Genomic DNA, 22,563 nt, shown 5'->3' with positions numbered 1-22,563 from the left:
GCGAGGACCCCGATGAACCTCACTCTCAAGATCTGGCGCCAGTCCGGCCCCAAGGCCAAGGGCGAGATGGTGACCTACCCGGTCACCGACATCTCCGAGGACATGTCGTTCCTCGAGATGCTCGACGTGCTCAACGAGCAGCTCAACGCCCGCGGCGAGGAGCCGATCGCCTTCGACTCCGACTGCCGCGAGGGCATCTGCGGCATGTGCGGACTCATGATCTCGGGCAAGGCCCACGGCCCCGAGGTCACGACGACCTGCCAGCTGCACATGCGCACCTTCTCCGACGGTGACGAGATCACCATCGAGCCGTGGCGTGCCGACGCCTTCCCGGTCATCAAGGACCTCGTCGTCGACCGGACCTCGTTCGACCGCATCATCCAGGCGGGCGGCTTCATCAGCGCCAACACGGGATCGGCGCCCGAGGCGCACTCGGTGCCGGTGCCCAAGCCGAAGGCGGACCGCTCCTTCATGGCTGCCGCCTGCATCGGCTGCGGCGCCTGCGTGGCGGCCTGCCCCAACGCCTCCGGCATGCTCTTCCTCGGCGCCAAGATCACCCACCTCGGTGAGCTGCCGCAGGGCCAGCCGGAGCGGGACGCCCGCGTCGTCAACATGCTCACCCAGCACGACGACGAGGGCTTCGGCGGCTGCACCAACATCGGCGAGTGCTCTGCCGCCTGCCCCAAGGAGATCCCGCTCGACGTCATCAACCAGCTCAACAAGGACCTGCGCCACGCCCTCGCGCACGGCCAGTGACTCTCGGGTCGCCGCCACCACGGCCTCGCTGACAGCCCGCCCCGGCCTCGCCGGGGCGGGTTCGTCGTCGGCGGAGGCTCAGGAGTCCCAGCCTCCCGGGAGGTCCTCGATGATGCTCCAGCGTGGGTCGAGCTGCTCGCAGCGACCACGGTGAGGCCTGGTGATGAACGCCGGCGCGATCACGAGCGACGTGCCGTCGTTGAGCAGCGAGCTCACGTGCGCCGCCCACATCGAGAAAGTCGAATTGGTGATGATGAGGTCCTGGGAGCGGCAGACGAGGGTGAAGTCGTCGAGCGGTCCTGCACTGTCGCGCGCAAACCGCAGGTTGTGCGTGTAGCCCTCCAGAAAACCAAGCCGCGCCTCACACCAGTCCTGGTCATCCGAGACAACAAGAATGTGCTCTGGGTGCGGACGAATGGATGTGTACCGTTCCAGAGCCACTGAGAGGTAGTGCGGCTGATCAATGCTGAACTTACCTCTGACCGGCGGGTTCCAGTAATAGTCCCCGCGCCTCACGTTCACGGTGAGTGAAGGCGTCACACTCTCTGCCTCAGGCCGGGCCAGGGACGGGAGGATGAACGTCGTCAAGAAGGACTGGAGCTCCTCGCGGGAGTAGTCGACCCCGAATCTTCCGAGGCTGTCCCAGTCCGTGGGGTCGATGCGGTCAGACCAGTGGAACTCCTCAGGAGCGATCGTCAGCTGGTCCCGCATGTGCGCGAAGTGCGCCATCCACGGCTCGCTCGCGCGGCTGCGGACAGCCTTGATGTTCTCGCCCGCACGCTGTCGCCTGTACACGTGGAGCAAGTAGTAGAGCTGGTTGCCGAAGCCAGCCCATTCCTGGAGCAACACCACTGTGCGCGGCCCGCGCCTCACCACCCGGCGGACCAGGGAGCGGACCGTGACCATGCGGTGGCCCCTTCCACGGAGCAGTCGGTGCTGACGAGGCGGAGCCGAGACCGTCGCGCCAGCCCCCGGATCTTCCACGGCGAGTGTAGGTGACGCCCGGTGCCGGCTTGTTAGTCTGACCCGGCAATGTCGCGCGATCTCCCTCATCGACGCCGCAGCCTGCCCGTGCACGCTGTGGGGGTGACCGTCGCGCTGCTGCCGTTCCTCGCCGGCATCACGACGGCGTATGCCGTCCCGCCGGCTCACGGGCCCGTCCCCCGTGCCGTCGTGGTCGGCAACGGTCCGGCCGCTGCTGCCGCCTGCCAGCCGTGGCAGACCAGCACGACCGTGCCGCCCGGAGTCACCCTGACGCCGCGGGTCCTTCCTCCCGCGCCTGCTCCTGCCGCCCCGACGACGACGCCGACGACGACGGCGCCGACGAGTGCACCCACCCGGGCGCCCACCGCTGCTGCGACGGCGACTCGACCGCCTGCAGCGCGGTCCACGACGCCCGTGAGGCCAACGAAGCCGGCGACACCTCGCGTGGTGTGCCGAAACGCGCCACCCGCGCCGTTCGAGCATCCCTCGTGGCGCGCCGAATCCGTCGTGGGTGGTGAGCAGCTCGGGCGCACCGGCGTCATCGCCGATGTGGGGCAGGGAGGCTCGCCGCCTCCGGAGGTCTATGACGTCTCCTACGTCATCGCCGACCTCGACTCCGGCGAGGTCCTCGCGGCCAAGTCCCCCCACGCCTGGCTCCGCCCGGCCAGCACGCTCAAAGCGCTCACCGCGTTGACGTTGATGCCGCGGCTCGACCCGCGCACGGTCGTCGTCGCGAGCGAGGACGCGCAGGCGGCTTCTGGCTCGCGGGTGGGCATCCTGGCCGGCAACCGCTACTCCGTCGGCAACCTCGTCGACGCGATGATGATGTTCTCGGCCAACGACGCCGTCTACGCTCTGGCCGACGCTGCCGGCGGCTATGACAGGACCGTCGCACTGATGAACGAGACCGCTCGCGACCTCGGTGCCCACGACACCGTCGTCGTCGACCCGAGCGGACTCGACGACGGCAACCAGCGCTCCAGTGCCTACGACCTCGCGCTCATCGCCCGGGAGGCCATGCAGCTGCCCGCCTTCAGGGCCGCGGCCGTCAAGCGCGATGCGATCTTCCCCGGCGGCAAGGACGAGAAGGGCAAGGTGTGGAAGCCGTTCCACATCTACAACATCAACGAGCTGCTGCGTCACTACCCCGGCAGCATCGGCATCAAGCCGGGCCGCACCGACCGTGCGCAGCACACCTTCATCGGAGCGGCCACGCGCGGCGGACGCACCCTCGTCGTGACCCAGATGGGCAGCATCACCGGCTCCTGGAAGCCCACGGCCGCCCTGCTCGACTGGGGCTTCGCCAACGCCGACCGGGTCACACCGGTCGGCACGCTCGTCGCGCCCGGGGAGGCCGAGCCGCCGACGCCCCAGCCGTCGCTCACGAGCCTGCCCGACCCTGACGCTCCCGCGACGACGACACCGCCGCCGGGCACCACCGCCAGCACCGGCCCGCCCACTCCTGCGACCGGCACCCCGGCACCACTGACAGCGTCACGCGCGACGGCCACCGCGGACGGCGACCCGACCTCGTTGATCGTCGTCAGCCTGGCCGGCGCCCTGTTGACGGCGGCCGCCGCTGGCCTGGTGATCCGCCATCGTCGGCGTCGCGGAGGAGTGAGCGATCCGTCGACCTAGCCGGAGGGCACGTCAGCCGCGGCGACGACGCAGGGCTGCGGCGACACCCGCACCGGCAGCACCGACGACGGCTCCTGCCGCGATGCTGACCCGATCGACCGCGCGGGAGGCACGTCGCTCGCCGGACGCCGCACCGGACACCTGCTGGCCGGCCTCACTCCCGGAGGCCGCCACGTCCGCCAGGGGCCGTGCCACCGGTGTGACAGCGGCATACGGCAGCCTCGACAGGTCGGCCGTGGCTGGCAGCGGCGCGAGGAACGGTGGGCGGGCGGTCGTTGCCAGCGCGGTGCGGCGGGCCTCGTCCGAAAGCGTGGCGAGGTCGACGTCGTCGGCGGCCCACGAGCTCGCGAGCAGCACGACGCGCGACATGACGTTGAGCCAGAAGAGGAGACCCACCGGGATGGCCACAGCGCTCAGCAGCGGGTTGCCCGTGGCGTGACTGATGAGGAAGCCGCCGAAGAGCTTGAGGACGGCGATGACCGCACCGCCGAGGAGGGCGCCCTGACGGACGTTGCGCCAGGGCAGGGGTGCCCCGGTCAGCAGCCGGAGCAGCACGACCATGATGAGCGTGTCGAAGAGGATGCCCGCGAGCAGGCCGACCGCGGCCACCAGCACGGCTCCGCCCGGCAGACCCACCCAGTCGGCGATGGTGCCGGCGAGCCCACCGATCGCACTCGTGAGGATCGCGGACACGGCGATGAGCACCCCGAGGACCGTGAGCACCCCGAGGTCGCGCAGCTTCGTCGTCACGGCATTGCCATCAGAGGCCTTGAGCCCGAAGACCGTGCGGATGCCGGTGCGGAGCGAGCCGACCCAGCCGAGCCCGGCCAGCAGCAGCGTGATGAAGGCGATGATCCCGGTGACCGTGAGGGTGAGGCTCGCGGGGGCGGAGATGCTGATGATGCCGTCCGGGTTGTCAGCCGTCTTGACCATGCCCGGCAGCGCCTGGTTGAGCGAGTCCGCGATGGTGGCGATCAGGTCAGGGCGGTCCTGCAGCACGAAGCCGAAGATCGCGAAGGCGAGCGCGAGCGCCGGGAAGATCGAGAAGAACGCGAAGTAGGCCACCCCCGCGGCCAGCAGGTCACCGTTGGCGCTCCCGTAGCGCTGCCACGCCGACCACGCGCGGGTGGTCTTGAGCCTGTCGAGCGCCTTCTGGAACACCGACACCCATCAACCCCCCGACAGCTCGAACTCGTGCACCGGACGCCACACGGCGTCGCTGCCCAGCTCGTAGAGGTGGAACGCCCCGACCCGGAAGGCCACCGAGTAGTCGGCCAGCTCGGCGAACGCCCGGTCGAGCGCCACCTCCCCGACGTTGTGCGCGACGGTGACGTGCGGGTGGTAGTAGAACTCGAGATCACGTCGCACCGGGCCGCCCCGCAGCTCGACCTCGAGGGCCTCGCAGGCCGACACGCCCTTGGCGACCTGGATGAAGACGACGTCGGAGAGCGGACGGAACGTGCCGGTGCCACGCAGCACCACGTCGAAGGCGGCATGCGCGGAGGCCACCGAGCGGCAGTGGTCGAGGAAAGCGGCATACGTCGCCTCGTCGACCGATGTCGGCGGAAGCAACGTGATGTGCGCCGGGATGTCCCAGGCCGCCGGATCGCCGAAATCGGCCCGGCGCGACTGGAGGTAGTCGCCGTGCGGGTCGGGGATCGGGATCGAGACGCCGATGGTCATGGCGGGCGCTAACGTCACGGAGCCGACGGTATCGAACCTTGCCGTGCCAAGCCGAGCCGAGGGGTCTCGGCGATACGCTGGCGGCGATGAGCGAGCTCCCGCACCTGGCCCACGTTCCCATGCCGCTCGCGGGTGACGGCAGCTCGGTGGCTCACGTCGTGCGCGCCCTGACCCACGAGCACGCGCGTCGAGGTGGACGGTCGACGGTCGTCACCTCGCACAACCGCGAGGCGACCTACCCGGACGCGACGACGGTGCCCGTCGACTACACCGAGAACTGCCCGAGGACGCACTTCACGACGGCCGAGTATCGCCAGGACTGGGCGCTCGGCGCCCTGCTGCTCGAGCGTCCGCACGCGGCGAAGCTCTTCGAGCCTGCCGCCCGGGCCCTCGCGACCGACCCGCCCGACTGGGTGATCGTGCATGAAGGGCACTATGCCGTGACGTCACTGCCGCTCTTTCGTCGGCAGCTGCCGCGGTCCACCCGGATCGCCCTGCACCTGCACAACGCCATCTCGGGCTCGGTGCTGCGGCCCGAGCTGACCCACCTCCTGCGCTACGCCGACGCCCTCGTGTCGGTGAGTGACTTCATGGCTGAGGGCGTGCGGCGCCGGTCGTGGTTCGACCAGGAGAAGCTCGTGACCGTGCCCAACGGGGTCGACCTCGAGCGGTTCCCGGCCGTGACGCGCGAGCCACGACTGCCCGACACGCCACTGCGACTGCTCTTCGTCGGGCAGGTGGCGCCGCACAAGGGCGTGCACCTCCTGCTCGAGGCGCTCGCCGCGATGGGTCGTCACGCCGAGCGCTTCGAGACCCGCATCGTGGGCAGCTCGGAGCTGCGCGACACCGAGGACCTGAGCGACTACGAGCGAGGGCTCCGTTCGATCGCGGGCTCCGTGCGGGCGCCGATCGCCTTCGAGCCCTATCGGCTGCAGGAGGGCGTCGGGGAGCTCTATCGGTGGGCAGACGTCGTGGCCGTGCCATCGAGGGCCGAGCCCTTCGGGATGGTGCCCCTCGAAGCGATGGCCTCCGGCGCCCTCGTGCTCGCGAACCGCTCCGGCGCGCTCCCGGAGGTGCTGGGGAGTGCCGGCCGACTCGTCGAGCCCACGGTCGCGGGCTGGGTCCGCGAGCTGACGACGTTGACTCCCGCCGCGGTGGAGGCGGCGCGCGGCACGGCGACCGCGCACGGGCGCTCGTTCACGTGGGAGCGCAGCCACACGGCCCTGCTCGACGGCCTGGAGCGACTAGGCGCGGCTCGCTGAGGGCAGCAGTCCGACGCGGTCGTAGACCCGTCTCACGGTGGCCTCCGCAACGGCCCGGGCGCGCTCGGCGCCGTCGGCGAGGATGCGGTCGAGCTCGGTGGGGTCGGCCATCAGCTCGAGGGTGCGCTCGCGGAACGGCGTGATGGCTCCGACGACGATCTCGGCGACGTCCTTCTTGAGGTCGCCGTAGCCCTTGCCCTCATAGGCAGCCTCGAGCTCGTCCATCGGCGTGCCAGACAGGGCCGCGTGGATCGACAGAAGATTGGAGACGCCGGGCTTGGCGTCGACGTCGAAGCGGATCTCGCGCTCGGTGTCGGTGACGGCCGACTTGATCTTCTTGACGGTGCGGGCCGGGTCCTCGAGCAGGCTGATCAGGCCGGTGTCGGTCGCGGCCGACTTGCTCATCTTGGACGTCGGGTCCTGCAGGTCCTGGATCTTGGCGGTGGCCTTCATGATGTGCGGCTCCGGCACGACGAGCGTGTCGCCGAAGCGGGCGTTGAAGCGGCCGGCGAGGTCGCGTGAGAGCTCGAGGTGCTGGCGCTGGTCCTCCCCCACGGGCACGACGTTGGCGTCGTAGATGAGGATGTCGGCGGCCTGCAGCACCGGGTAGGTGAAGAGCCCGACGTTGGGGCCGGCGCCCTTGGCGGACTTGTCCTTGAACTGCGTCATGCGACCTGCCTCGCCGAAGCCGGTGAGGCAGGAGAGCACCCACGACAGCTCGGTGTGCTGCGCGATGTGGCTCTGCACGAAGAGGACCGACCGTGACGGGTCGACACCACCGGCGATGAACTGCGCCGCCGTGAGGCGGGTCCGCTCACGGAGCACGGCCGGGTCGGGCGAGACCGTCAGGGCGTGCAGGTCGGCCACGAAGTAGAAGGCGTCGTGGGTCTCCTGCAGCTTGACCCACTCCACGAGGGCACCGATGTAGTTGCCCAGGTGCAGCGAGTCGCTCGTGGGCTGCATGCCGGACAGGCTGCGGGGCTGGTGCGTCGGCGGTGCGGTCGAAGGCATGGCTGCATTCTGGCCCATGGCACACGTTCGTCCCCAACCGGTTCGGTCAGCTCCCCTGCCCACCTCGTCGGTATGCCGTCCGGCGGGCTCAGACGTCGTAGTCCACGACCACGGGGGCATGGTCGCTCCACCGAGCGGCATACGTCGGGGCGCGGCCGACCCACGCGGCAGTGACCGTCGGGGCGAGGGTCGCCGAGGCGAGCTGGTAGTCGATGCGCCAGCCGGAGTCGTTGTCGAACGCCTTGCCGCGCCACGACCACCACGTGTAGGGCCCGGGTCCTGCACCTGCGGCTCGGCGCACCACGTCGACCCAGCCCCCCTCGTCGAGCCACGCGTCGAGGTGGGCACGCTCCCCCTCGAGGAAGCCGGACTTGCGCAGGTTGCCCTTCCAGTTCTTGAGGTCGACCTCCCGGTGCGCGATGTTGAGGTCGCCCGTGACGACCATGCGCTCGCCCGACCGTGAAGCCCGCGCCAGGCGCTGGGTCATCGCGTCGAGGAAGGAGTACTTCTCCTCCTGGCGCGCTGTGCCCGCCTCCCCGGTGTGGACGTAGGTCGAGGCGATCGTCACCGGACCGGAGTCGGTCTCGAGCTCGGCCTCGACCCATCGGCCGGCGTCCGCGAAGGCACCACCGGCGAGCCCGATCGTCACCCCCCGGTGGGGGTCGCGGCTCACGACGGCCACGCCCGCGCGGCCCTTGGCCGAGCCTTCGGTGTGCGCGACCGACCAGTGCGCCCAGCCCGCCTCGGAGAGCACCTTGCCGAGCTCTGCGTCGCTCGCGCGCACCTCCTGCAGGCAGAGCACGTCGGGGTCGGCAGACCGCAGCCAGGCCACGGCCCCGCGACGGGCAGCCGCCCGGATGCCGTTGACGTTGACCGAGATGATGCGCATGCCGCCGATTGTGGCCGACCGGGCTGAGGGGGACGGTGCGGGGGTCCAATCCTTCGTGAGCGTGACCGTCGGACGGGTTCGGCTGCCTAGAATGCGCTGTGCCCACAGATGCTCTCGCCATCGCTCCAGCGATCCTCGCCGTCGTGCTCGTCGTCAGCGCGGTGGGCAAGCTGCGGTCTCCCGCGGCGTCCGCGCAGGCGTTCACGGCGCTGCGAGTGCCCCGGCCGCTGTCCGCGCCGCCCGTGGTCCGGGCACTGCCGTGGGTCGAGATCGTGCTCGGGCTCGCTCTGGTGACCGTCGGTGGCTGGGTCGGTGTCGTCGTCTCTCTCGCCGTGCTGGCGCTCTTCGCTGCCTACCTGGCGCTCGTCATCCGCGCCCGGGGCTTCGACACCGATGTCGACTGCGCATGCTTCGGCAGCCTGGGCCCCGGCCGCATCACCCGGGTCACGGTGTGGCGCAACACCTGGCTGCTGGCCCTGGCGGTCGTCTCGGTCCTCGTGGCGCTGAGCGGGGAGTCGCTGCTGAGCCGGGTCATCGACGGCACGGCGCCGTGGGCGTGGCTGCTGGCGGCAGCGGCAGCCGCCGTCACCGTGCTGCTGGTCGTCGGCCTGGGCTCGGACTCACCGGCGGGCGCGAGCGCTGACGCCGTCGGTGAGCTGGCCGTCGAAGAGGGCGACTACCTCCGCGTGCGCACACCGGCGGTGCCGGTCACCCTCGCCGACGGGACGAGCACGACCTTGCGGGGGTTGAGCGCCGAGCGACCGCAGTTGCTGCTCTACGTCTCCGAGAGTTGCGGCAGCTGCGAGCCGGTGATCGCTGCCGTGCCGACCTGGCGCGAGCAGCTGCCGCAGCTCGACGTGCGCCTCGTGCTGCGCTTCGGCCCGGAGTCGACGGCTCTGACGTCGATCGAGCACCCCATCAGCGTGCACGACACTGACGGGCTCATCTACGAAACCTTCGACCTGCGCACACCCTCTGCCGTCCTTCTGGGAGCGGATGGACTTCTCGCGGGCGGCCCGATCGTCGGAAACGTGGCGGTGCCAGAGTTCGTCGAGGACATCCGCGCTGAGCTCGGTGCGCTGACCTGAGCGGGTGGCTCAACACGTGCAGGGTGACGAAGGATGCCCCACCCGCAGACTGTCCGCCACAACTGACTCCGACGGAAGAACGCGCGGCCGCCGAGAGGCAGCCGCGCGTTCGTGATGATCAGAAGATGCAGATTCCTTACGGCTGGTTCGCCTCGGCGCCCGGAATGAGACAGGAAGCGCCCTGAACCGGCGGAGTGCCACCAAGAGTGGCGGACGTCGTCTGCACAGGACCCGGCGCGGGGCAGGTTGCCAGGTTGTTGCAGTCGTAGACCCTGTAACTCACCGTGACGGTGGACGAGGCGCTGTTGCCCGTCACGTCTGCAGAGGTGTAGATCAGCACCTGCTGGTTCAGGGTGCCGTCCGGCGTGCAGAACGAGGTGTTCGGGTCCAGCGCGCACGCACCCGCGCACGAGCACGACGGGTTGCCGGCCGGGATGACGACCTTGAAGACGCCGAGGTCGGGCGTGTCTGAGACCGTGATCCCGGTGATGACGATGACCGCGTCACGCGGGTTGGGTCCGAGGACGTTGTTGCCCTTGAGCTCGAAGACGTAGCCCTTGAACGTGGACTGCGAGTTGCCGGGCAACTTGCAGGCGTTGCCGTTGAGCGTCAGGAGCCCTTGCGAGGCGGCAACGGTCGGCGCCGCGCTGGCGACGACGACGGCCGGCACGGCCCAGGCAGCGCCCTTGACGACCGAGCGTCGGCTCGGAGGCGTCGAGCTGACGCCATGGTTGTGCGACATGGATGAATCCCCCACTCGAAGACTGAACCCCCAAGAACGCAGACAACATACCGCACCTCAGCAGGCCCGTGGCACGGAAATCCACTGCTCGGTCCGGCGCAGGATTGTCACGATTGCGTCACATTGACGTTGGTGGGGACACGCTCAAGAGCCCTGTATCGACCAGCCCGTGCACGGCAGAGAGCACCGCTCCCGCCAGATCTCCGTCCGGCGGCGGACCCAGCTGCTCGAGCATCGCGGCTTCGAGCTCGCCCAGGGTGGTCACGTCACCGACCGCATCGAGAAGGGCTTGCCCCAGTGGAGAGAGCCGCACGATCCGGTGCGCGGCGCCCGACGCGACCATGACGACGATGCCGTCATCGGTCTCGAATCGGTCGACGACCGGACCAGCGGTCACGACCGATGAGCCCGCCCATCCGTCGACGCCGATCCCCGCGCCCGCAACGCCCCCGGCCCCCGCGTCCTCGGTGGCGTCCGTCGACGCTGTCATCGGGTGACCCCCAGGACGTCGCGCACCAGAGGCTCGAGATCGGCCGCATCGTGATAGCGGACGACGCGCAGCCCGCCGATCTCGTGCAACAGCTCCGACAGCGCGTGCAGCGGACGATCCAGCAGCGCCAGCGACGATGTCTCGGGCCCCAGCATGACCAGGGCGTCCAGCGGGTCGACCTGCTCCACGGTCACGGGTGCGCCGGGGTCCAGGTCACGCTGCAGCACGACCATGCCCGCCAACCATGGCGTCACCCGCGGCACCTCCAGCCCGAGCGCGAGGGGTGAGGTCTCGTCCTTGGGTCCGCCGAGGTCGGGCCGGCGCACCGACAACGGCTTGCTGTAGGGCTCGATCTCGAGGTCGGCCCGCACGCCCACCGTCTCGTCGGTCACGTAGCCTCGCCCGGCACCCAGGGTGCGTACGAGGGTCGTCTTGCCCGTCCCCCCCGGCGCGACGAAGGCGATCGCAGCACCTGACGCCTGGTCGCTGAGGGCACCTGCGTGGAACATGAACAGCTCCCCCGCCCTCGCCCCGATCGCCGCCCGGGTCACCTCCTGGGTGATGTGGCTCAGCGTGGACGCGCGCTCGTCGTCGGTGCGGGCGACGCCGTCGGTCAGCGGCTCGGGGGTGCGCACCGTGGGGCACCCGGTCGCCGGCTCCGTCAGCACCGCTTCCCACGCGTGCTCGAGTGGCTCGACGAGAGCATCGTCGGCGACGTCGATGGCCACCGTGATGCCCAAGGCCCGCACGTGCAGGACCGAGCCCACCGCCTGCGCGTTCACCCCGACCCCCCGGTCCGCAGGCGTGTGAGGACCACTGACATCTGGTCGACCCGACGCGACCAGTCGATGAGCGCCATCCGCTCGCGGTCGCCCCCTGGTCCCGGTCCCGTCTCCGACGCTCCAGCGGTGGTGGCGCGCTCGACGACCGCTGCTGCGAAGCTCGGCCCGGAGGCCACCGTCACGAGGTCGTCGACGGCGTCACGGAACCCGGCCACCGGAGTCGAGACGACTGGCCGTCCCGCCGCTTGGTACTCATAGAGCTTGATCGGGTCGAGGCTGTCGGTGAAGGGCGTCACGACGTGCGGCACGACGAGCACGTCCGCGTGCTGCAGGTAGGCCGGGACCTCGACACTCGGCCGTGCCCCGAGGAGCACGACTCCCGCGTCCTCGAGCGCGCTGCGCTGGGCGGCCTCCAACGCGTCGGGACCGAGGAGCACGAGCTGTCCCCGACCCGCGAGGGTTTCGGCGACGCGAGCGCAGAGCGCGACGTCGAGGCGGTCACCGTGGAGGGTGCCGGCATACAACGCGACCGGGGCGTCGGGGAGGTCACCGGGCCGCGGGTGTGCGGCGGAGTAGGCCGCCGCGTCGACCCCGTTGGGGATGAGCGTGACGGCGCGACTGGCACCCTTGCTTCTCGCGAGGGCCGGGGAGCACACGACCACCTCGTCACATCGCGACAGCAGGACGTCCTCCTGGGCCTCGATGCGTGCGGTCTCGGCCGGCGGCCGATCCGCCAGGGTCCAGTCGTCGGTGACGTCATAGAGCGAGCGCCACGTCGTTGCCTCGACGAGCATGGCCCCCCGGGGGTCGTTGACCCAGAGCACGGGGTCACCCATGCCGAGCCCGCGTGCTGCCCGCACCACCTGCCTCGCCCACCGTTCGTCGACGGACCGGTCGACCCGGCGCGGCAGCCACTTCGTCGGCTCGAGCAGCCAGAGGGCCCCGTCCCGTATGCTGTCCCCCTCGTGAGAGCGAAGGCCCCGTCCGCGCCGGGGCCGGCCGGCGCCCAGACCCGCATGCAACGGATCGGTTGCCGGCTCGACGAACAGCACGCGCAGCGCGGGCTCACTCCGGAGCAGACCGGCCACCAGGTGCTGGTTGCGCCGCCACACCGTGTCCCAGGCCTCGAGGGAAGTCACGACGAGGTCCACTCACACCACCTCGCGATAGACGGCCGCCGTCTCGGCGGCTTGGTGCGCAGGAGTGAAGCGCTCGCGTTGGGCTCGTTGGAGCGCCGCGCCGTAGGCGTCGCGGGCCGCGGGGTCCAGGGCAAGGGCAGTCAGCAGCGAGGCTGCGGCGGCGGCATCCCCGGGCGGGTGCAGGGCCGCGGCCGACACACTGCCGACAGTCTCGAGGTGACCACCGGCCCCCACCGCGACGACCGGAAGTGCCTCAGCCATCGCCTCGAGCACGGTGAGTCCGAGTCCCTCCACCCGGCACGGCGCGAGGAGCACCGAGGCTCGCTGCATCAGCTGCGTCACATCGCTCCGGTGACCGAGGAAGTCGGTGGCGGAGGCGACCCCGAGCCCCCCTGCCAGGGCTTCGAGGCGCGCTCGCTCCGCACCATCACCGGCGAGCTCGAGGCGCCACCCGTGGTCGGCCAGTCGCGAGCGGGCGAAGGCGGTGACCGCGACATCGGTCTCCTTCTCGGACTCGAGGCGCTGCGCGACGAGCACGACGCGCTGCCGCCGCGCGGCCAGGGTCGTCGAGTCCGTCGACGGGACGCCGGGGTGGATGACCGTGCTCACCCCCCCGATGCTCCGCGCGACATGCTCGCTGATCGCGACCTGGGCAGAGACGCGCGTTGCAGCCAACGAGCCCGCCAGCGTGGAGGCCGGGTTGCTGCCCCGGACGCGAGCGAAGTGCCGGGTCACGACCAGCGGCGTGCGGGTGCCGAGCAGGGCTGCCGCAGACGCGATCTCGGCCGCGGTCATGTGGGCGTGCACGACGTCGGCACCGCGTCGCCAGTGGTGCACCGAGGTCATCACCTCGCGGACGGTCGTCGCCGGCACGAGTCGTGCCGCGCCCCGGACCGCGACAGCCATGCGCTCAGGGTCACCACCGATGACCACGACGTCGTCACCGGTCGCCGCCTGGGCGCAGGCCAGTCGTGCCACGTGGCTCTCCACCCCGGCGAAGGCGTCCGAGCGCACGGCGTGGAGGACCCTCACGGGCGGCCCCCGTCCGAGACCGATCGAGCCGCTCCCCGCGGGTCGAGGCCGCACACCTCGGTCAGCAGGTCGAGGTAGCGCTGCGCCACCCGCGCCCAGGAGTGCTCCTCGGCCGTGGCCCTCGCCGCCCTCGCGAGGGCACTGCGGTCACCGGCGAGCACTGCGTTCAGGCCGCGCACGAGCGCGCCCGGCGTCGGGTCGACGACGGCACCGTTGATGCCGTCGACGACGAGGTCCCGCACGCATCCCGTCGGCGTCGCGACCACGGGCACCCCGGAGGCGAGCGCCTCGAGGACGACGAGGCCGAACGACTCGTAGGCGCTCGGCATCACGAGCACGTCGGCGGCGCTCAGCCACGGACGGGGGTCAGGGTGAGGCCCCTCGAGGTGCACCCGGCCCTCGACGGCTGCTGCGGCGGTGGACGACGACGCCTGGACGATGAGGTCAGGAGTGCCACCCACGACGTGGAGATGGGTGCGTGCGTCGAGCCCCGCCATCGCCGCGATGAGCAGGGGCAGACCCTTGCGCCCGAACTCGTTGCCGATGAAGAGCACGACTCGGTCGTCGGCGCTGCGACCGATGGCTGCGCGAGCGGCCCCGCGCTCGTCGGATGTGGGCGGACGGAAGCGCTCGATGTCGACACCGTTGCCGATCACCACCGTCGGGATCGCGAGCCTCGGGTAGCTCTGTCGCAACAGCGACTCCTCGGCGCTGACGAGGTTGACTACGACCCGGTGGGTGCCGGGTCGGGAGTAACGCCACCGGTCTCGGGTCGTCGTGAAGAGGTGGAGGGGGTTGCGGAGCATCCGGAGTCGGTAGTGCCCACGTGCACGCATGGCCGCCTGGACGATGCCGTGGTTGACGTAGACGTCGCCGGCGACGACATCGTTGTGGCAGACCGACACCTGCTCGGGGTGCGCCCGCAGATGCGCGCGGGCCCGTCGTGTGCCGACCGTGGAGAACCAGACCACGCGCGCCATGAGGGCCAGCCGACCGCCCACGCCCCCACCGGGCTGCGGCAGCCAGTCGCCGCCCGCCTCTTTCATTCCGAAGGTCCGGACGTCGAGCCCCAGCCGGGTCCACTCCTGCTCGAGGTGGTGCGCCACGGCACCCACCCCCGTGCCCGGCCCGATCTCGGGGGTGATCTGGACGATCACGGTCATGGCACGGTCACCGGCGTCTTGGCTGCAGAGGTGTCGCGACCGCCGGCCGGAGGCCCGTCCGTCTCCTCCGCGTGCCGCTGGACACCGAGGCACAGACCGAGCACGACGAAGGGCAGCGAGGCCTGGACGGCGGCCCAGTAGAGGTCGAACTGACCCTGCACGAGGCGCGAGACGAGCACGGCGACCGCGAGCGAGCCGTAGACGGGGTCGAGCTTCCAGGCGACGCGCAGGGAGACGACGATGAGCACGACGAACCCCACCAGTCCCACGACGCCGGCCGAGGTGAGCACCTCGATCTCGGCGTTGGGTGGCTGGAACTGGAACGGAAAGCGGTCGGTGTACCACCAGCGCAGCCCCACACCGAACCACGGATCGGTGCTCCAGACGGTCAGCGAGTCCTGGAACCAGGTCAGCCGCTGGAGTGCGGAGTTGAACTGGTTGTCGGACTTCAGCTGGTCCTGCACGAGGTTGGTCAGGACCGCGACGATCGGCACCAGCAGCAGGAGCGTGAGCTTGGAACGCTTGCGGTCGGTGTTGGAACGGAGCACGAGCACGAAGACGGCACCGACGAGACCGACGACCGCCTGACGCGACTGCGTGAAGAGCATGGCCCCGATCAGGAGGGTCATGAGGATCACCGTCGTGGGCCTCGCCAGGCCCGCCCAGCGGGGACGCGCATAGACCATCGCGGCTCCCAGGCCGCAGAGCGTGCCTGCGAAGTTCTTGTGCATGGCGAAGGGGAAGCTGGGATAGACCGGTTCGAAATCACCTTGGGCGAACTGGATCAGGCCCTCGACGACGGTGATGAGGGCGAGCAGGCCGATCGTGAGGTAGAGGAGCCGCACGCCTGTCCGTCCGTGCCCGTTGGCGCCGACGGCCCAGCCGACGAGGAGCCCCCCAGCGACCAACAGCCAGGCGTGGGCCCACTCGACCGCGTTGGCGGCATACGGGTTGTTGACGACGGCCATGAGCGTCGTGAACTGGTAGAAGACGGAGGCCCAGAGGACGGCTCGGAGGCCGGGAGCGAAGGGGCGCCGCGCCATGAAGAGCGCGGGAAGCGCGGCGGCAGCCAGGGCGAAGTCCGACAGCGACAGGTCGATCCCGCCGGTGCCGACCCGCAGGACGACGAGCAGGAAGGGGAGACTCACCAACGGGATGAGCCCGGGCTGCAGGGCCGTGACGCCGATCGCCAGCACGGCCACAGCGATGACGATGGCGGCCTCCGGCATCGTCACCGACAGCCGCGCCACGACCAGCGCGAGCACCACGGCCCCCGCGACGAGGAGCACATGCAGGGTCCGTTCCTCCCGCAGGACCTCGCGCACCCGCTCGGGCGCCGACGCATTCACGGCGCGACCACTGTCGAAGAGGCGTGGCCCGAGTCCAGGGGTCGGCTCTCGAGCCGTGCCGGCCCGCGCAGGTAGAGCAGGGCCCGGTCGCGAGCCGCGCGCCGGCCGTCACCGCGGAGCAGTGCGGCGCGCACCACCGAGCCGATGACGTTGCCGGCCCGGCTCACCTGCCACCCGAGGGTGCCGTGGTGCTTGCGGAGATAGATCTCGTGGGCGGCCAGGAAGTGGCCCTCCCGGCGCGCGTCGTCGGTGCTCGTGGCTGCACCTTCGTGCTCGACGTGCACCTCGTCGACCACGCGATGTCGCCAACCGAGCCGCGCGGCACGGTAGGCCCAGTCGGTCTCCTCGGCATAGAGGAAGAAGCGCTCCTCGTCGAAGGGTCCGACGTGGTCGAGTGCCTCGCGGCGCAGCAGCAGGACCGATCCGATGACGTAGGTGCTCCGACGCCACCGGGCCAGACCCACGGCGTCGACCCAGGTGCCCAGCGGCGACGGGAACGGCCACTCGACCCTGGACGGCCGCCCCTCGGCGTCGAACTGTGCAGGACCCACACTGGCCAGACTGCCGTCGGAGGCGAGGGCGGCGCGCAGCGTCTCGATGGCTGACCGGTCGATGACGGCATCCGGATTGACGAGGAGCACGTCGGCGCGCGGATCGGCGTGACGCAGGCCCTCGTTGACCCCCGCCGCAAAACCGCCGTTGCGGCCCGGGTCCACATAACGCGCCGCGGTGCCCTCGACGACGGCTCTCACCTCGGGCGAGGAGGAGTTGTCGACGACGGTGACGGTGAGCCCGTCGAGCGGAGCCAGTGCGCGAGCGAGCAGCGCCGGCTGGCCGTAGGCGACGACCACGACCTCGAGCGGTCGATCGGCCTCGGAAGGCGCGTGGGTGGCCCGCCGGTAGAGCTGCTCGTAGGCCGCGGCGACCCGCTGCCAGGAGCTGCGTTCAGCGCGGCGGAGTCCGTCGGCCCGCAGCCGGGAGCGCACCACCGGGTCTCGGGTCGCCTCCTGGAGTCCCTTGGCCAGGGCTGCGGGGTCGCCCTCCGGCACGACGACGGCGGCGCCGTCGACGACACCGGGCAGGGCTCCGCTGTCGCTGACCACCACCGGCGTGCCGCAGGCCATCGCCTCGAGGGCGACCCGCCCGAACTGCTCGACCCAGCTCGCGGTCGTCAGGGACGGCACGGCAAGGGCGTCGAGCGACTGGTAGAACTCCGGCAGCGCCTCCGCGGCGAGCGACCCGATGAACTCGACCCGCTCGGCGACCGCGAGGTCGTCGGCGAGCGCGGCGAGCGCCGCCCGCTCCGGGCCGTCGCCGACGAGGCGGACGTGCAGGGTGGGGTCGATGGCTGCGGCCCGCAGCAGCACGTCGACGCCCTTGGCTGGGTCGAGCCGGCCGGCATACCCCACGACGGGGCCGTCGGACGTGCGGGGGCCATCGTCAGCGTCGGCAGGGCGGAAGCTGGCCAGGTCGGTGCCGAGGCCGATCGTGGCGGCCCTGCCGGGGAAGCCCTTGCGCTCGGCGATGCGTGCCGCGGTCGCGTTGCACGCGCTGACGCCCGCAGCCCCTCGCAGCGCGGCCCGCTCGATCCAGCGGAACGGCACGGGGTAGCGCTTGTCGATGTTCTGAGCGGTGTAGAGCACGTAGGGGGCGCGTTGCCGTCGCAGCCATCGCAGCAGCAGGATCTCCGCCGTCGCGAGGGCGAAGGGCTCCTCGTGCACGTCGATGACGTCGACCGGGCGGCCCAACGCCGTCCAGAGCGGGCGGGGGTCGTACACGAAGAGAGCGGGGTGACGACCGAGGGTCCGGGCGGCGACGACGTCCTCGTCGGGACGTGCCACGAGCGAGACCTCCCGGCCCCCCTCGTGCCAGCGGGCTGCGGACACGAGGTCGACGCGGTGACCGAGGCCGCGAAGCACCCGCTCGCGCTCGCGCCAGGAGTCGACGACGGCGCTGTGGGACACCCTCAGTATCCGCATGGGTCACCCACCCCGCTCTCGTTCGCTCCCGGCCCGATCCCGTCGTGCACCGCTCGATGCCCACGATGTCTCGGACCCGGCACAACCCCTCGAATCCTATGGGAGGATGCTCGCACGTACTGTCGAGTTGGGCCGGGGGCAAGGTGACGTTCCGGGATTTCCTCAGCGTTCTGGTGGCACGTTGGCGGATCATCGCGTTGACACTGCTCACCGTGATCGCGGCAACGGCCGTGCAGACGATGATGACGCCTGCCGTCTACACGGCCAGCGCCAAGATCTACCTGTCGGCCACCCAGCCCGAGTCGGCGACCGGCGAGAAGGTGGGTGCCTACGCGATCGGCGCCAACGACCTCGCGACCTACGTCGACGTCCTCAACGCCCCCTCGGTCATCGCACCGTTGCGCCAGACCCTGGGTCTGCAGCCCAACGCGCCGGTGGCCGTGGCCGCAGACGTCTCGCTCACCTCCAACATGATGACGATCACGGCGACCGACGGCGACCCGGTCACCGCCGCGCGCATCGCCAACGCAGCCGGCCCGATCCTCGCCGAGGTGGCCACGGCGAAGTTCGCACCGCTGCTCGCCGCCAACGGCCAGGCCGTGCAGTCGCAGACGATCGCCGAGGCCCAGGTGCCCGGCGCACCCTCCTCTCCCAACGCGAAGCGCAACCTCATGCTCGGTGGTCTCCTCGGCCTCGCGCTCGGGATCGGGCTTGCCCTCCTCGCGCACGCCCTCGACACCAAGGTGCGCAGCGAGGACGACATCAAGGCCCTCTCCCCGCGGCCGATCCTCGGCGACATCCCGGTCGTCAAGGCCCCCCGCGACGGTCTGCTGACGATCGAGAGCGACCCGCACGGGCGGCACGCCGAGTCGATCCGGCGTCTGCGCACCAACATGCTCTTCGTCGACGTGACCACCGGCGGTCACTCCTTCGTCATCACCTCCTCGGTGCCCGGCGAGGGCAAGACGACCACGACGATCAACCTCGCGATGGCGATGGCCGACGCAGGCTCCAAGGTGCTGCTCATCGACGGCGACCTGCGCAACCCGTCTGTGGCGACCTCGATGGGACTCGACGGCTCCTTCGGTCTGACCACCCTCCTGCTCGGCCACGCTGATCCCGCCGACGTCATCCAGCGCTGGCGCGAGACCAGCCTGCACGTGCTCCCCTCGGGTCCGGTCCCGCCGAACCCCAGTGAGCTGCTCGGGTCCGAGCCGATGGAGACGCTCTTCGGCAAGCTGTCGCACGACTTCGACTTCATCCTCGTCGACAGCCCGCCGGTCGTGCCGGTCATCGACGCCGTGCTCATCAACAAGCTCACCCACGGCCTCATCATGGTCGTGGCAGCCGACCGCACGAGCAAGCGCGACCTCGCGAGCGCGGTGCAGTCTCTCGAGACCGTCGACGCGCCGGTCGCCGGCTTCGCCCTCAACATGGTGCCCGCCAGCTCGACAGCTCACCGCTACGGCTACTACGGCCAGAACCGCGAGGTGGGCACCAAGCTCACGCGCAGCGAGCGCAAGGCCCGCACCGACCGCGCGACTCGGGCGGTCCGCCACAGCAGCACCTGATCCTCGCCCGACGGCAGGGTGGAGCTGGCTGCTCGGCCGCGCCGTCAGGCGCTGGTGAAGTCAGCCGCTTCGAGCAGGCCCTGGCTGCCCAGCGTGTGCACGAAGGCGAGCACGTCGGAGGCGATGCCCGCAGCGGGCTGGTCGAAGGCGTCGGCCACCCGGTCGATCCAGCCGTCGGCCGAGCCCTCGGTCGCCTCGGCCCAGATCACGGCCCCCGCTCCTGCGAGCACGAGGATCGGGCCGGCGGGGAGCCGGGCGACGTAGACGGTGGCCCCGTCCTCGCTGGTGGTGGCCGCGACGTCCGCCCCGGCACGATAGGCGGGGGTCACTGGCCCCGCCCCTGCCGCGACGACCGCATTCTCCACAGCTGCTCGCGCACTCCCCGGAGCGGCCGGTCGAAGAACTCCGCCACGACCTCCCGACGGGAGACCGGGCGGCCCCGCACGATGGTGAGGTGCTCGACGTTGACGAGGACCGAGCGTCCGGCGACGAGCGCCTTGGCCCGCAGACCGCTGGCGGCGCGCACGCGCGCCCGCCACTCCTCCAGCCGCGTGCCGCCCTCGGACGCCACGCGCCACAGGTCGTATGCCGGGTCGTCGCGATGGCGGTCTAGCTCCCCCGTGATGACCGAGAAGCCGAGGGCGGCATCGAGCCGCTCGACCCAGTCGACCACCTCGGCCCGCTCCTCGTCGGTCGCCCGCGTCCAGACGAAGCCGATGTCGCGGGACGCCTTGGGGTCCATGCCACCTCGGGCGGCGTGAAGCAGCAGCAGGGCCGCCTGCGCGCCACGCGCCGGCACGGCGCACGGCCACCCGCCGAGGGTCGTCGTGCGACGCTCGGACCACAGCGTCGCGAAGGCCTCGTCGGGGGTGGGCCCGGCCCCGGGGAAGATGCGGTGCAGGTCGAGCAGACCGAAGTCGCTGTGCCGCAACGTGGCCGAGTGCTCGAACGAGGAGCCATAGGCGAACGAGTTGATCAGCTCCCAGCCGTGTCGCGGGAGCTCGGCCAGCACGCGAGCCACGTGGGTGGGCCGCACGAGCACGTCGGCGTCGGAGAAGCCGCGATCGGGCACCAGGGTCGGATCGAGGGCAGCGCCCTTGACGTGGAGCAGGTCTGCACCGCACCGGTCGGCGATCCACTGCACGGAGGCGTGGGCGAAGCCGATCCGCACCTCGAGAGGGACCGTCGTCGCCGCCGCGGGGACCTCGGCGACCTCGTGGGCTGCCATCGAGCGGACCCCCATAGACTGCAAACGGACTGGTTGACCGCACCTTAACAGCACCTCGGGAGGCGCACGTGCCGCTCCGCGTCCGCCTGCGCTGGGCCCTCGCCGGAGTCTCGTTGGGCCTGCTCTTCGTGGCGGGCGCCTGGCTGACCCTTCGCACCGGCACCGGGGCGCGCCTCGACGACGAGGTGCGCAACACCGTGCTCAACACCATCGGGGAGAGGGTGCGTCAGGACCTCTCCACCCTGGCCCGCCCGCTCGTCATCGTCGTGCTGGGCCCGGTCGTGGGGCTGCTCGTGCTCCTCGCCCTCGTGCGGGGGGCGTGGCGTCGGGCGCTGGCTGCGATCATCGTGCCCGTCACCTCGACGGCGCTGACCCTGTGGCTGCGCCAGGAGGACCCCTTCGAGACCGGACAGTCCGCGTTCCCGTCCAACCACGCAGCGCTCGGGCTCGGCTTGCTCGTCGCCGTGATGCTGGTGTGGCCGACTCGCGTGGGCCGCTGGGGGCTCTTCGCAGGAGCGATCGCGGCTCTGTGCATCGGGCTGGGCAACGTCTCCTGGTATGCCCATCAACCCCGTGACGTCGTCGGCAGCGCCCTGCTCGTGGGAGCGGTGACCGCCTCGGTCATCGCGCTCCTCGGCGGCGACACGGCCAACCTCGCAGCCGATGTCGGCCCCCGGGATCCTTCAGAGGACTGACCGCCACACCCTGGCGTGACCGTCGGCGCTCGCCTCCCAGGTGAAGCGTCGCGAGCGCTCGCGCCCGCGATCGACCATGGCGACCACGTCGCTACCACCGGCGAGCACGTCGAGGATCCCCTGCGCCAGTGCCGCGCCCCCCGGCTCTACGAGCAGCCCGCCGTCGCCGACGACCTCCGGCAACGACGACCGGTTGGCGGCGACGACCGGCACCCCGGCCGCCATCCCCTCGAGGGCAGGCAGACCGAAACCCTCGACGAGCGAGGGCACGACGACCACGGCCGCCGCGGCATACAGGCCCGGCAGCACGGCGTCAGGGACCCGTCCCACGAGCCGCACCCCGCGCAGGGCTGCAAAGAGCGCGGTGCGCCGTGGGTGCGGTGGTCCGGCGAGCACGAGAGTCGTGTCGGGTCGTGCGGCGTGGACGCGCGGCCAGGCCTCGGCGAGTGCCGCGAGGTTCTTGCGCCCGGAGGCTCCGCCCGCCGCGAGCACGAAGGGCGTCGCCACCCCGAGGCCCGCGAGTGACTCGCCGTCCAGGGGTGAGGCGTCGAAGAAACGCTGCTCGACACCGTTGGGCACGACGACCGGCGACTCGACCCCGAGCAGGTCGACGGCCTCGGAGGCGGTGAACTCGGAGACGCAGATGACCGCAGCGGCCCGACGCAGCTCAGCGGCCGCGGCAGCCACCGGCGGAGACTCGTCGGGGTAGCGCCACGCGACGACGTCGTGCAGCGTGACGACCTCGCGCGGGGCGGGGGGCAGCTCGAGCGTCATGCGGTGGACGAGGTCGGTGCGCCCGTAGGCCACCCGGCCGGCCGCCCTCCGCACGCGCTCGGACGCCGACGTCAGCCGGCCCATCGGCAGCCTCCGGGTGCCGGGCAGGCCTGATCGCAGCGACCTCACGACGACGTGGCGCACGTGCCAGTCCTCACCCGGGGCGACGGCTGCGAGGGCGGCCGCCGCACGCGAGATCACGTGCTGCTCATAGGCCTGGGCGCCCATGGGCACCTCCGTGGCGGTCGTGGCGATGCTGAGCCGGGGCACGCGAGATCCTGACTGTCGTGGTGTCTGCCCCCGCATCG

Annotated in this window: 22 protein-coding genes; 6 read left to right on the top strand and 16 right to left on the bottom strand. The window is 71.2% G+C overall.

Annotated elements, in window-relative coordinates; translation table 11 throughout:
- Positions 1-12 precede the first annotated feature (12 nt).
- Complete coding sequence (locus LG278_RS07165) at positions 13-756, top strand: succinate dehydrogenase/fumarate reductase iron-sulfur subunit (protein WP_404392347.1); 744 nt, start codon at positions 13-15, stop codon at positions 754-756.
- Between the two features lie 78 nt (positions 757-834).
- Here LG278_RS07165 and LG278_RS07160 read toward each other — a convergent pair whose 3' ends face one another.
- On the bottom strand, positions 835-1,662 hold the full coding sequence (locus LG278_RS07160) for an alpha-1,2-fucosyltransferase (RefSeq protein ID WP_404392345.1): 828 nt from the start codon (positions 1,660-1,662) through the stop codon (positions 835-837).
- A 180-nt stretch (positions 1,663-1,842) separates the two neighbouring features.
- Here LG278_RS07160 and LG278_RS07155 point away from each other — a divergent pair, with 180 nt between their 5' ends.
- Complete coding sequence (locus LG278_RS07155; protein WP_404392343.1) at positions 1,843-3,378, top strand: D-alanyl-D-alanine carboxypeptidase family protein; 1,536 nt, start codon at positions 1,843-1,845, stop codon at positions 3,376-3,378.
- Positions 3,379-3,390: 12 nt separating this feature from the next.
- Here the strand turns inward: LG278_RS07155 and LG278_RS07150 are convergent, their stop codons facing one another.
- Positions 3,391-4,545 carry a YihY/virulence factor BrkB family protein gene (locus LG278_RS07150; RefSeq protein ID WP_404392341.1) on the bottom strand — a complete coding sequence of 385 codons (1,155 nt, stop codon included), beginning with the start codon at positions 4,543-4,545 and terminating at the stop codon, positions 3,391-3,393.
- A 3-nt stretch (positions 4,546-4,548) separates the two neighbouring features.
- Positions 4,549-5,079 carry a 2'-5' RNA ligase family protein gene (locus tag LG278_RS07145; protein ID WP_404392339.1) on the bottom strand — a complete coding sequence of 177 codons (531 nt, stop codon included), beginning with the start codon at positions 5,077-5,079 and terminating at the stop codon, positions 4,549-4,551.
- 68 nt (positions 5,080-5,147) lie between these two features.
- Here LG278_RS07145 and LG278_RS07140 point away from each other — a divergent pair, with 68 nt between their 5' ends.
- The gene (locus LG278_RS07140) at positions 5,148-6,323 is read left to right on the top strand and encodes a glycosyltransferase family 4 protein (RefSeq protein WP_404392337.1); all 1,176 of its coding nucleotides are present in this window, start codon (positions 5,148-5,150) and stop codon (positions 6,321-6,323) included.
- Here LG278_RS07140 and trpS read toward each other — a convergent pair.
- On the bottom strand, positions 6,306-7,334 hold the full coding sequence (gene trpS, locus LG278_RS07135; RefSeq protein ID WP_404392336.1) for a tryptophan--tRNA ligase: 1,029 nt from the start codon (positions 7,332-7,334) through the stop codon (positions 6,306-6,308). The genes LG278_RS07140 and trpS overlap by 18 nt on opposite strands.
- Before the next feature lie 88 nt (positions 7,335-7,422).
- Positions 7,423-8,223, bottom strand: a complete 801-nt coding sequence (locus tag LG278_RS07130; protein ID WP_404392334.1) for an exodeoxyribonuclease III — start codon at positions 8,221-8,223, stop codon at positions 7,423-7,425.
- A gap of 98 nt (positions 8,224-8,321) precedes the next feature.
- Here LG278_RS07130 and LG278_RS07125 point away from each other — a divergent pair, with 98 nt between their 5' ends.
- Positions 8,322-9,311 carry a MauE/DoxX family redox-associated membrane protein gene (locus LG278_RS07125; RefSeq protein WP_404392332.1) on the top strand — a complete coding sequence of 330 codons (990 nt, stop codon included), beginning with the start codon at positions 8,322-8,324 and terminating at the stop codon, positions 9,309-9,311.
- A 136-nt stretch (positions 9,312-9,447) separates the two neighbouring features.
- On the opposite strand, the gene LG278_RS07120 is transcribed toward LG278_RS07125, so the two are convergent.
- The 8 genes from LG278_RS07120 to LG278_RS07085 all read right to left on the bottom strand — a co-directional run bounded on the left by LG278_RS07120 (position 9,448) and on the right by LG278_RS07085 (position 17,972).
- The gene (locus LG278_RS07120; RefSeq protein WP_404392330.1) at positions 9,448-10,053 is read right to left on the bottom strand and encodes a hypothetical protein; all 606 of its coding nucleotides are present in this window, start codon (positions 10,051-10,053) and stop codon (positions 9,448-9,450) included.
- A 118-nt stretch (positions 10,054-10,171) separates the two neighbouring features.
- Entirely contained in the window at positions 10,172-10,543 is a 372-nt protein-coding gene (locus tag LG278_RS07115) for a hypothetical protein (protein ID WP_404392328.1), read from the bottom strand.
- Positions 10,540-11,325, bottom strand: a complete 786-nt coding sequence (locus LG278_RS07110; RefSeq protein WP_404392326.1) for a hypothetical protein — start codon at positions 11,323-11,325, stop codon at positions 10,540-10,542. The genes LG278_RS07115 and LG278_RS07110 overlap by 4 nt, the downstream gene beginning before the upstream one ends.
- Positions 11,322-12,464, bottom strand: coding sequence for a glycosyltransferase (locus LG278_RS07105; protein ID WP_404392324.1), 1,143 nt, complete (start codon positions 12,462-12,464; stop codon positions 11,322-11,324). The genes LG278_RS07110 and LG278_RS07105 overlap by 4 nt, the downstream gene beginning before the upstream one ends.
- Before the next feature lie 12 nt (positions 12,465-12,476).
- Positions 12,477-13,496 carry a glycosyltransferase family 4 protein gene (locus LG278_RS07100; RefSeq protein WP_404392322.1) on the bottom strand — a complete coding sequence of 340 codons (1,020 nt, stop codon included), beginning with the start codon at positions 13,494-13,496 and terminating at the stop codon, positions 12,477-12,479.
- The gene (locus LG278_RS07095) at positions 13,493-14,659 is read right to left on the bottom strand and encodes a glycosyltransferase family 4 protein (RefSeq protein WP_404392320.1); all 1,167 of its coding nucleotides are present in this window, start codon (positions 14,657-14,659) and stop codon (positions 13,493-13,495) included. The genes LG278_RS07100 and LG278_RS07095 overlap by 4 nt, the downstream gene beginning before the upstream one ends.
- On the bottom strand, positions 14,656-16,008 hold the full coding sequence (locus LG278_RS07090; protein WP_404392318.1) for an O-antigen ligase family protein: 1,353 nt from the start codon (positions 16,006-16,008) through the stop codon (positions 14,656-14,658). The genes LG278_RS07095 and LG278_RS07090 overlap by 4 nt, the downstream gene beginning before the upstream one ends.
- The gene (locus tag LG278_RS07085) at positions 16,005-17,972 is read right to left on the bottom strand and encodes a glycosyltransferase (RefSeq protein ID WP_404392316.1); all 1,968 of its coding nucleotides are present in this window, start codon (positions 17,970-17,972) and stop codon (positions 16,005-16,007) included. Before LG278_RS07085 ends, LG278_RS07090 begins: the two co-directional genes overlap by 4 nt.
- A 113-nt stretch (positions 17,973-18,085) precedes the next feature.
- On the opposite strand from LG278_RS07085, the gene LG278_RS07080 reads away from it, so the two are divergent.
- Positions 18,086-19,558 (top strand): polysaccharide biosynthesis tyrosine autokinase, encoded by a 1,473-nt coding sequence (locus LG278_RS07080; RefSeq protein ID WP_404392314.1) that lies wholly within the window; start codon positions 18,086-18,088, stop codon positions 19,556-19,558.
- A 44-nt stretch (positions 19,559-19,602) separates the two neighbouring features.
- Here the strand turns inward: LG278_RS07080 and LG278_RS07075 are convergent, their stop codons facing one another.
- Both LG278_RS07075 and LG278_RS07070 read right to left on the bottom strand, forming a co-directional pair.
- Positions 19,603-19,887, bottom strand: coding sequence for a PqqD family peptide modification chaperone (locus LG278_RS07075; protein WP_404392312.1), 285 nt, complete (start codon positions 19,885-19,887; stop codon positions 19,603-19,605).
- Positions 19,884-20,786, bottom strand: coding sequence for a nucleotidyltransferase family protein (locus LG278_RS07070; RefSeq protein ID WP_404392310.1), 903 nt, complete (start codon positions 20,784-20,786; stop codon positions 19,884-19,886). The genes LG278_RS07075 and LG278_RS07070 overlap by 4 nt, the downstream gene beginning before the upstream one ends.
- 68 nt (positions 20,787-20,854) lie before the next feature.
- Between LG278_RS07070 and LG278_RS07065 the strand changes: the two genes are divergently transcribed.
- Positions 20,855-21,481: a phosphatase PAP2 family protein gene (locus LG278_RS07065; RefSeq protein ID WP_404392308.1), complete on the top strand. Its 627-nt coding sequence runs from the start codon at positions 20,855-20,857 to the stop codon at positions 21,479-21,481.
- Here the strand turns inward: LG278_RS07065 and LG278_RS07060 are convergent.
- Positions 21,470-22,525: a glycosyltransferase family 4 protein gene (locus tag LG278_RS07060; RefSeq protein WP_404392306.1), complete on the bottom strand. Its 1,056-nt coding sequence runs from the start codon at positions 22,523-22,525 to the stop codon at positions 21,470-21,472. The genes LG278_RS07065 and LG278_RS07060 overlap by 12 nt on opposite strands.
- Between the last annotated feature and the right edge of the window lie 38 nt (positions 22,526-22,563).

Source organism: Humibacillus xanthopallidus, from assembly GCF_044793955.1.
Lineage (GTDB): Bacteria > Actinomycetota > Actinomycetes > Actinomycetales > Dermatophilaceae > Humibacillus > Humibacillus xanthopallidus_C.
This window is presented reverse-complemented; position numbering and strand designations above follow the sequence as displayed.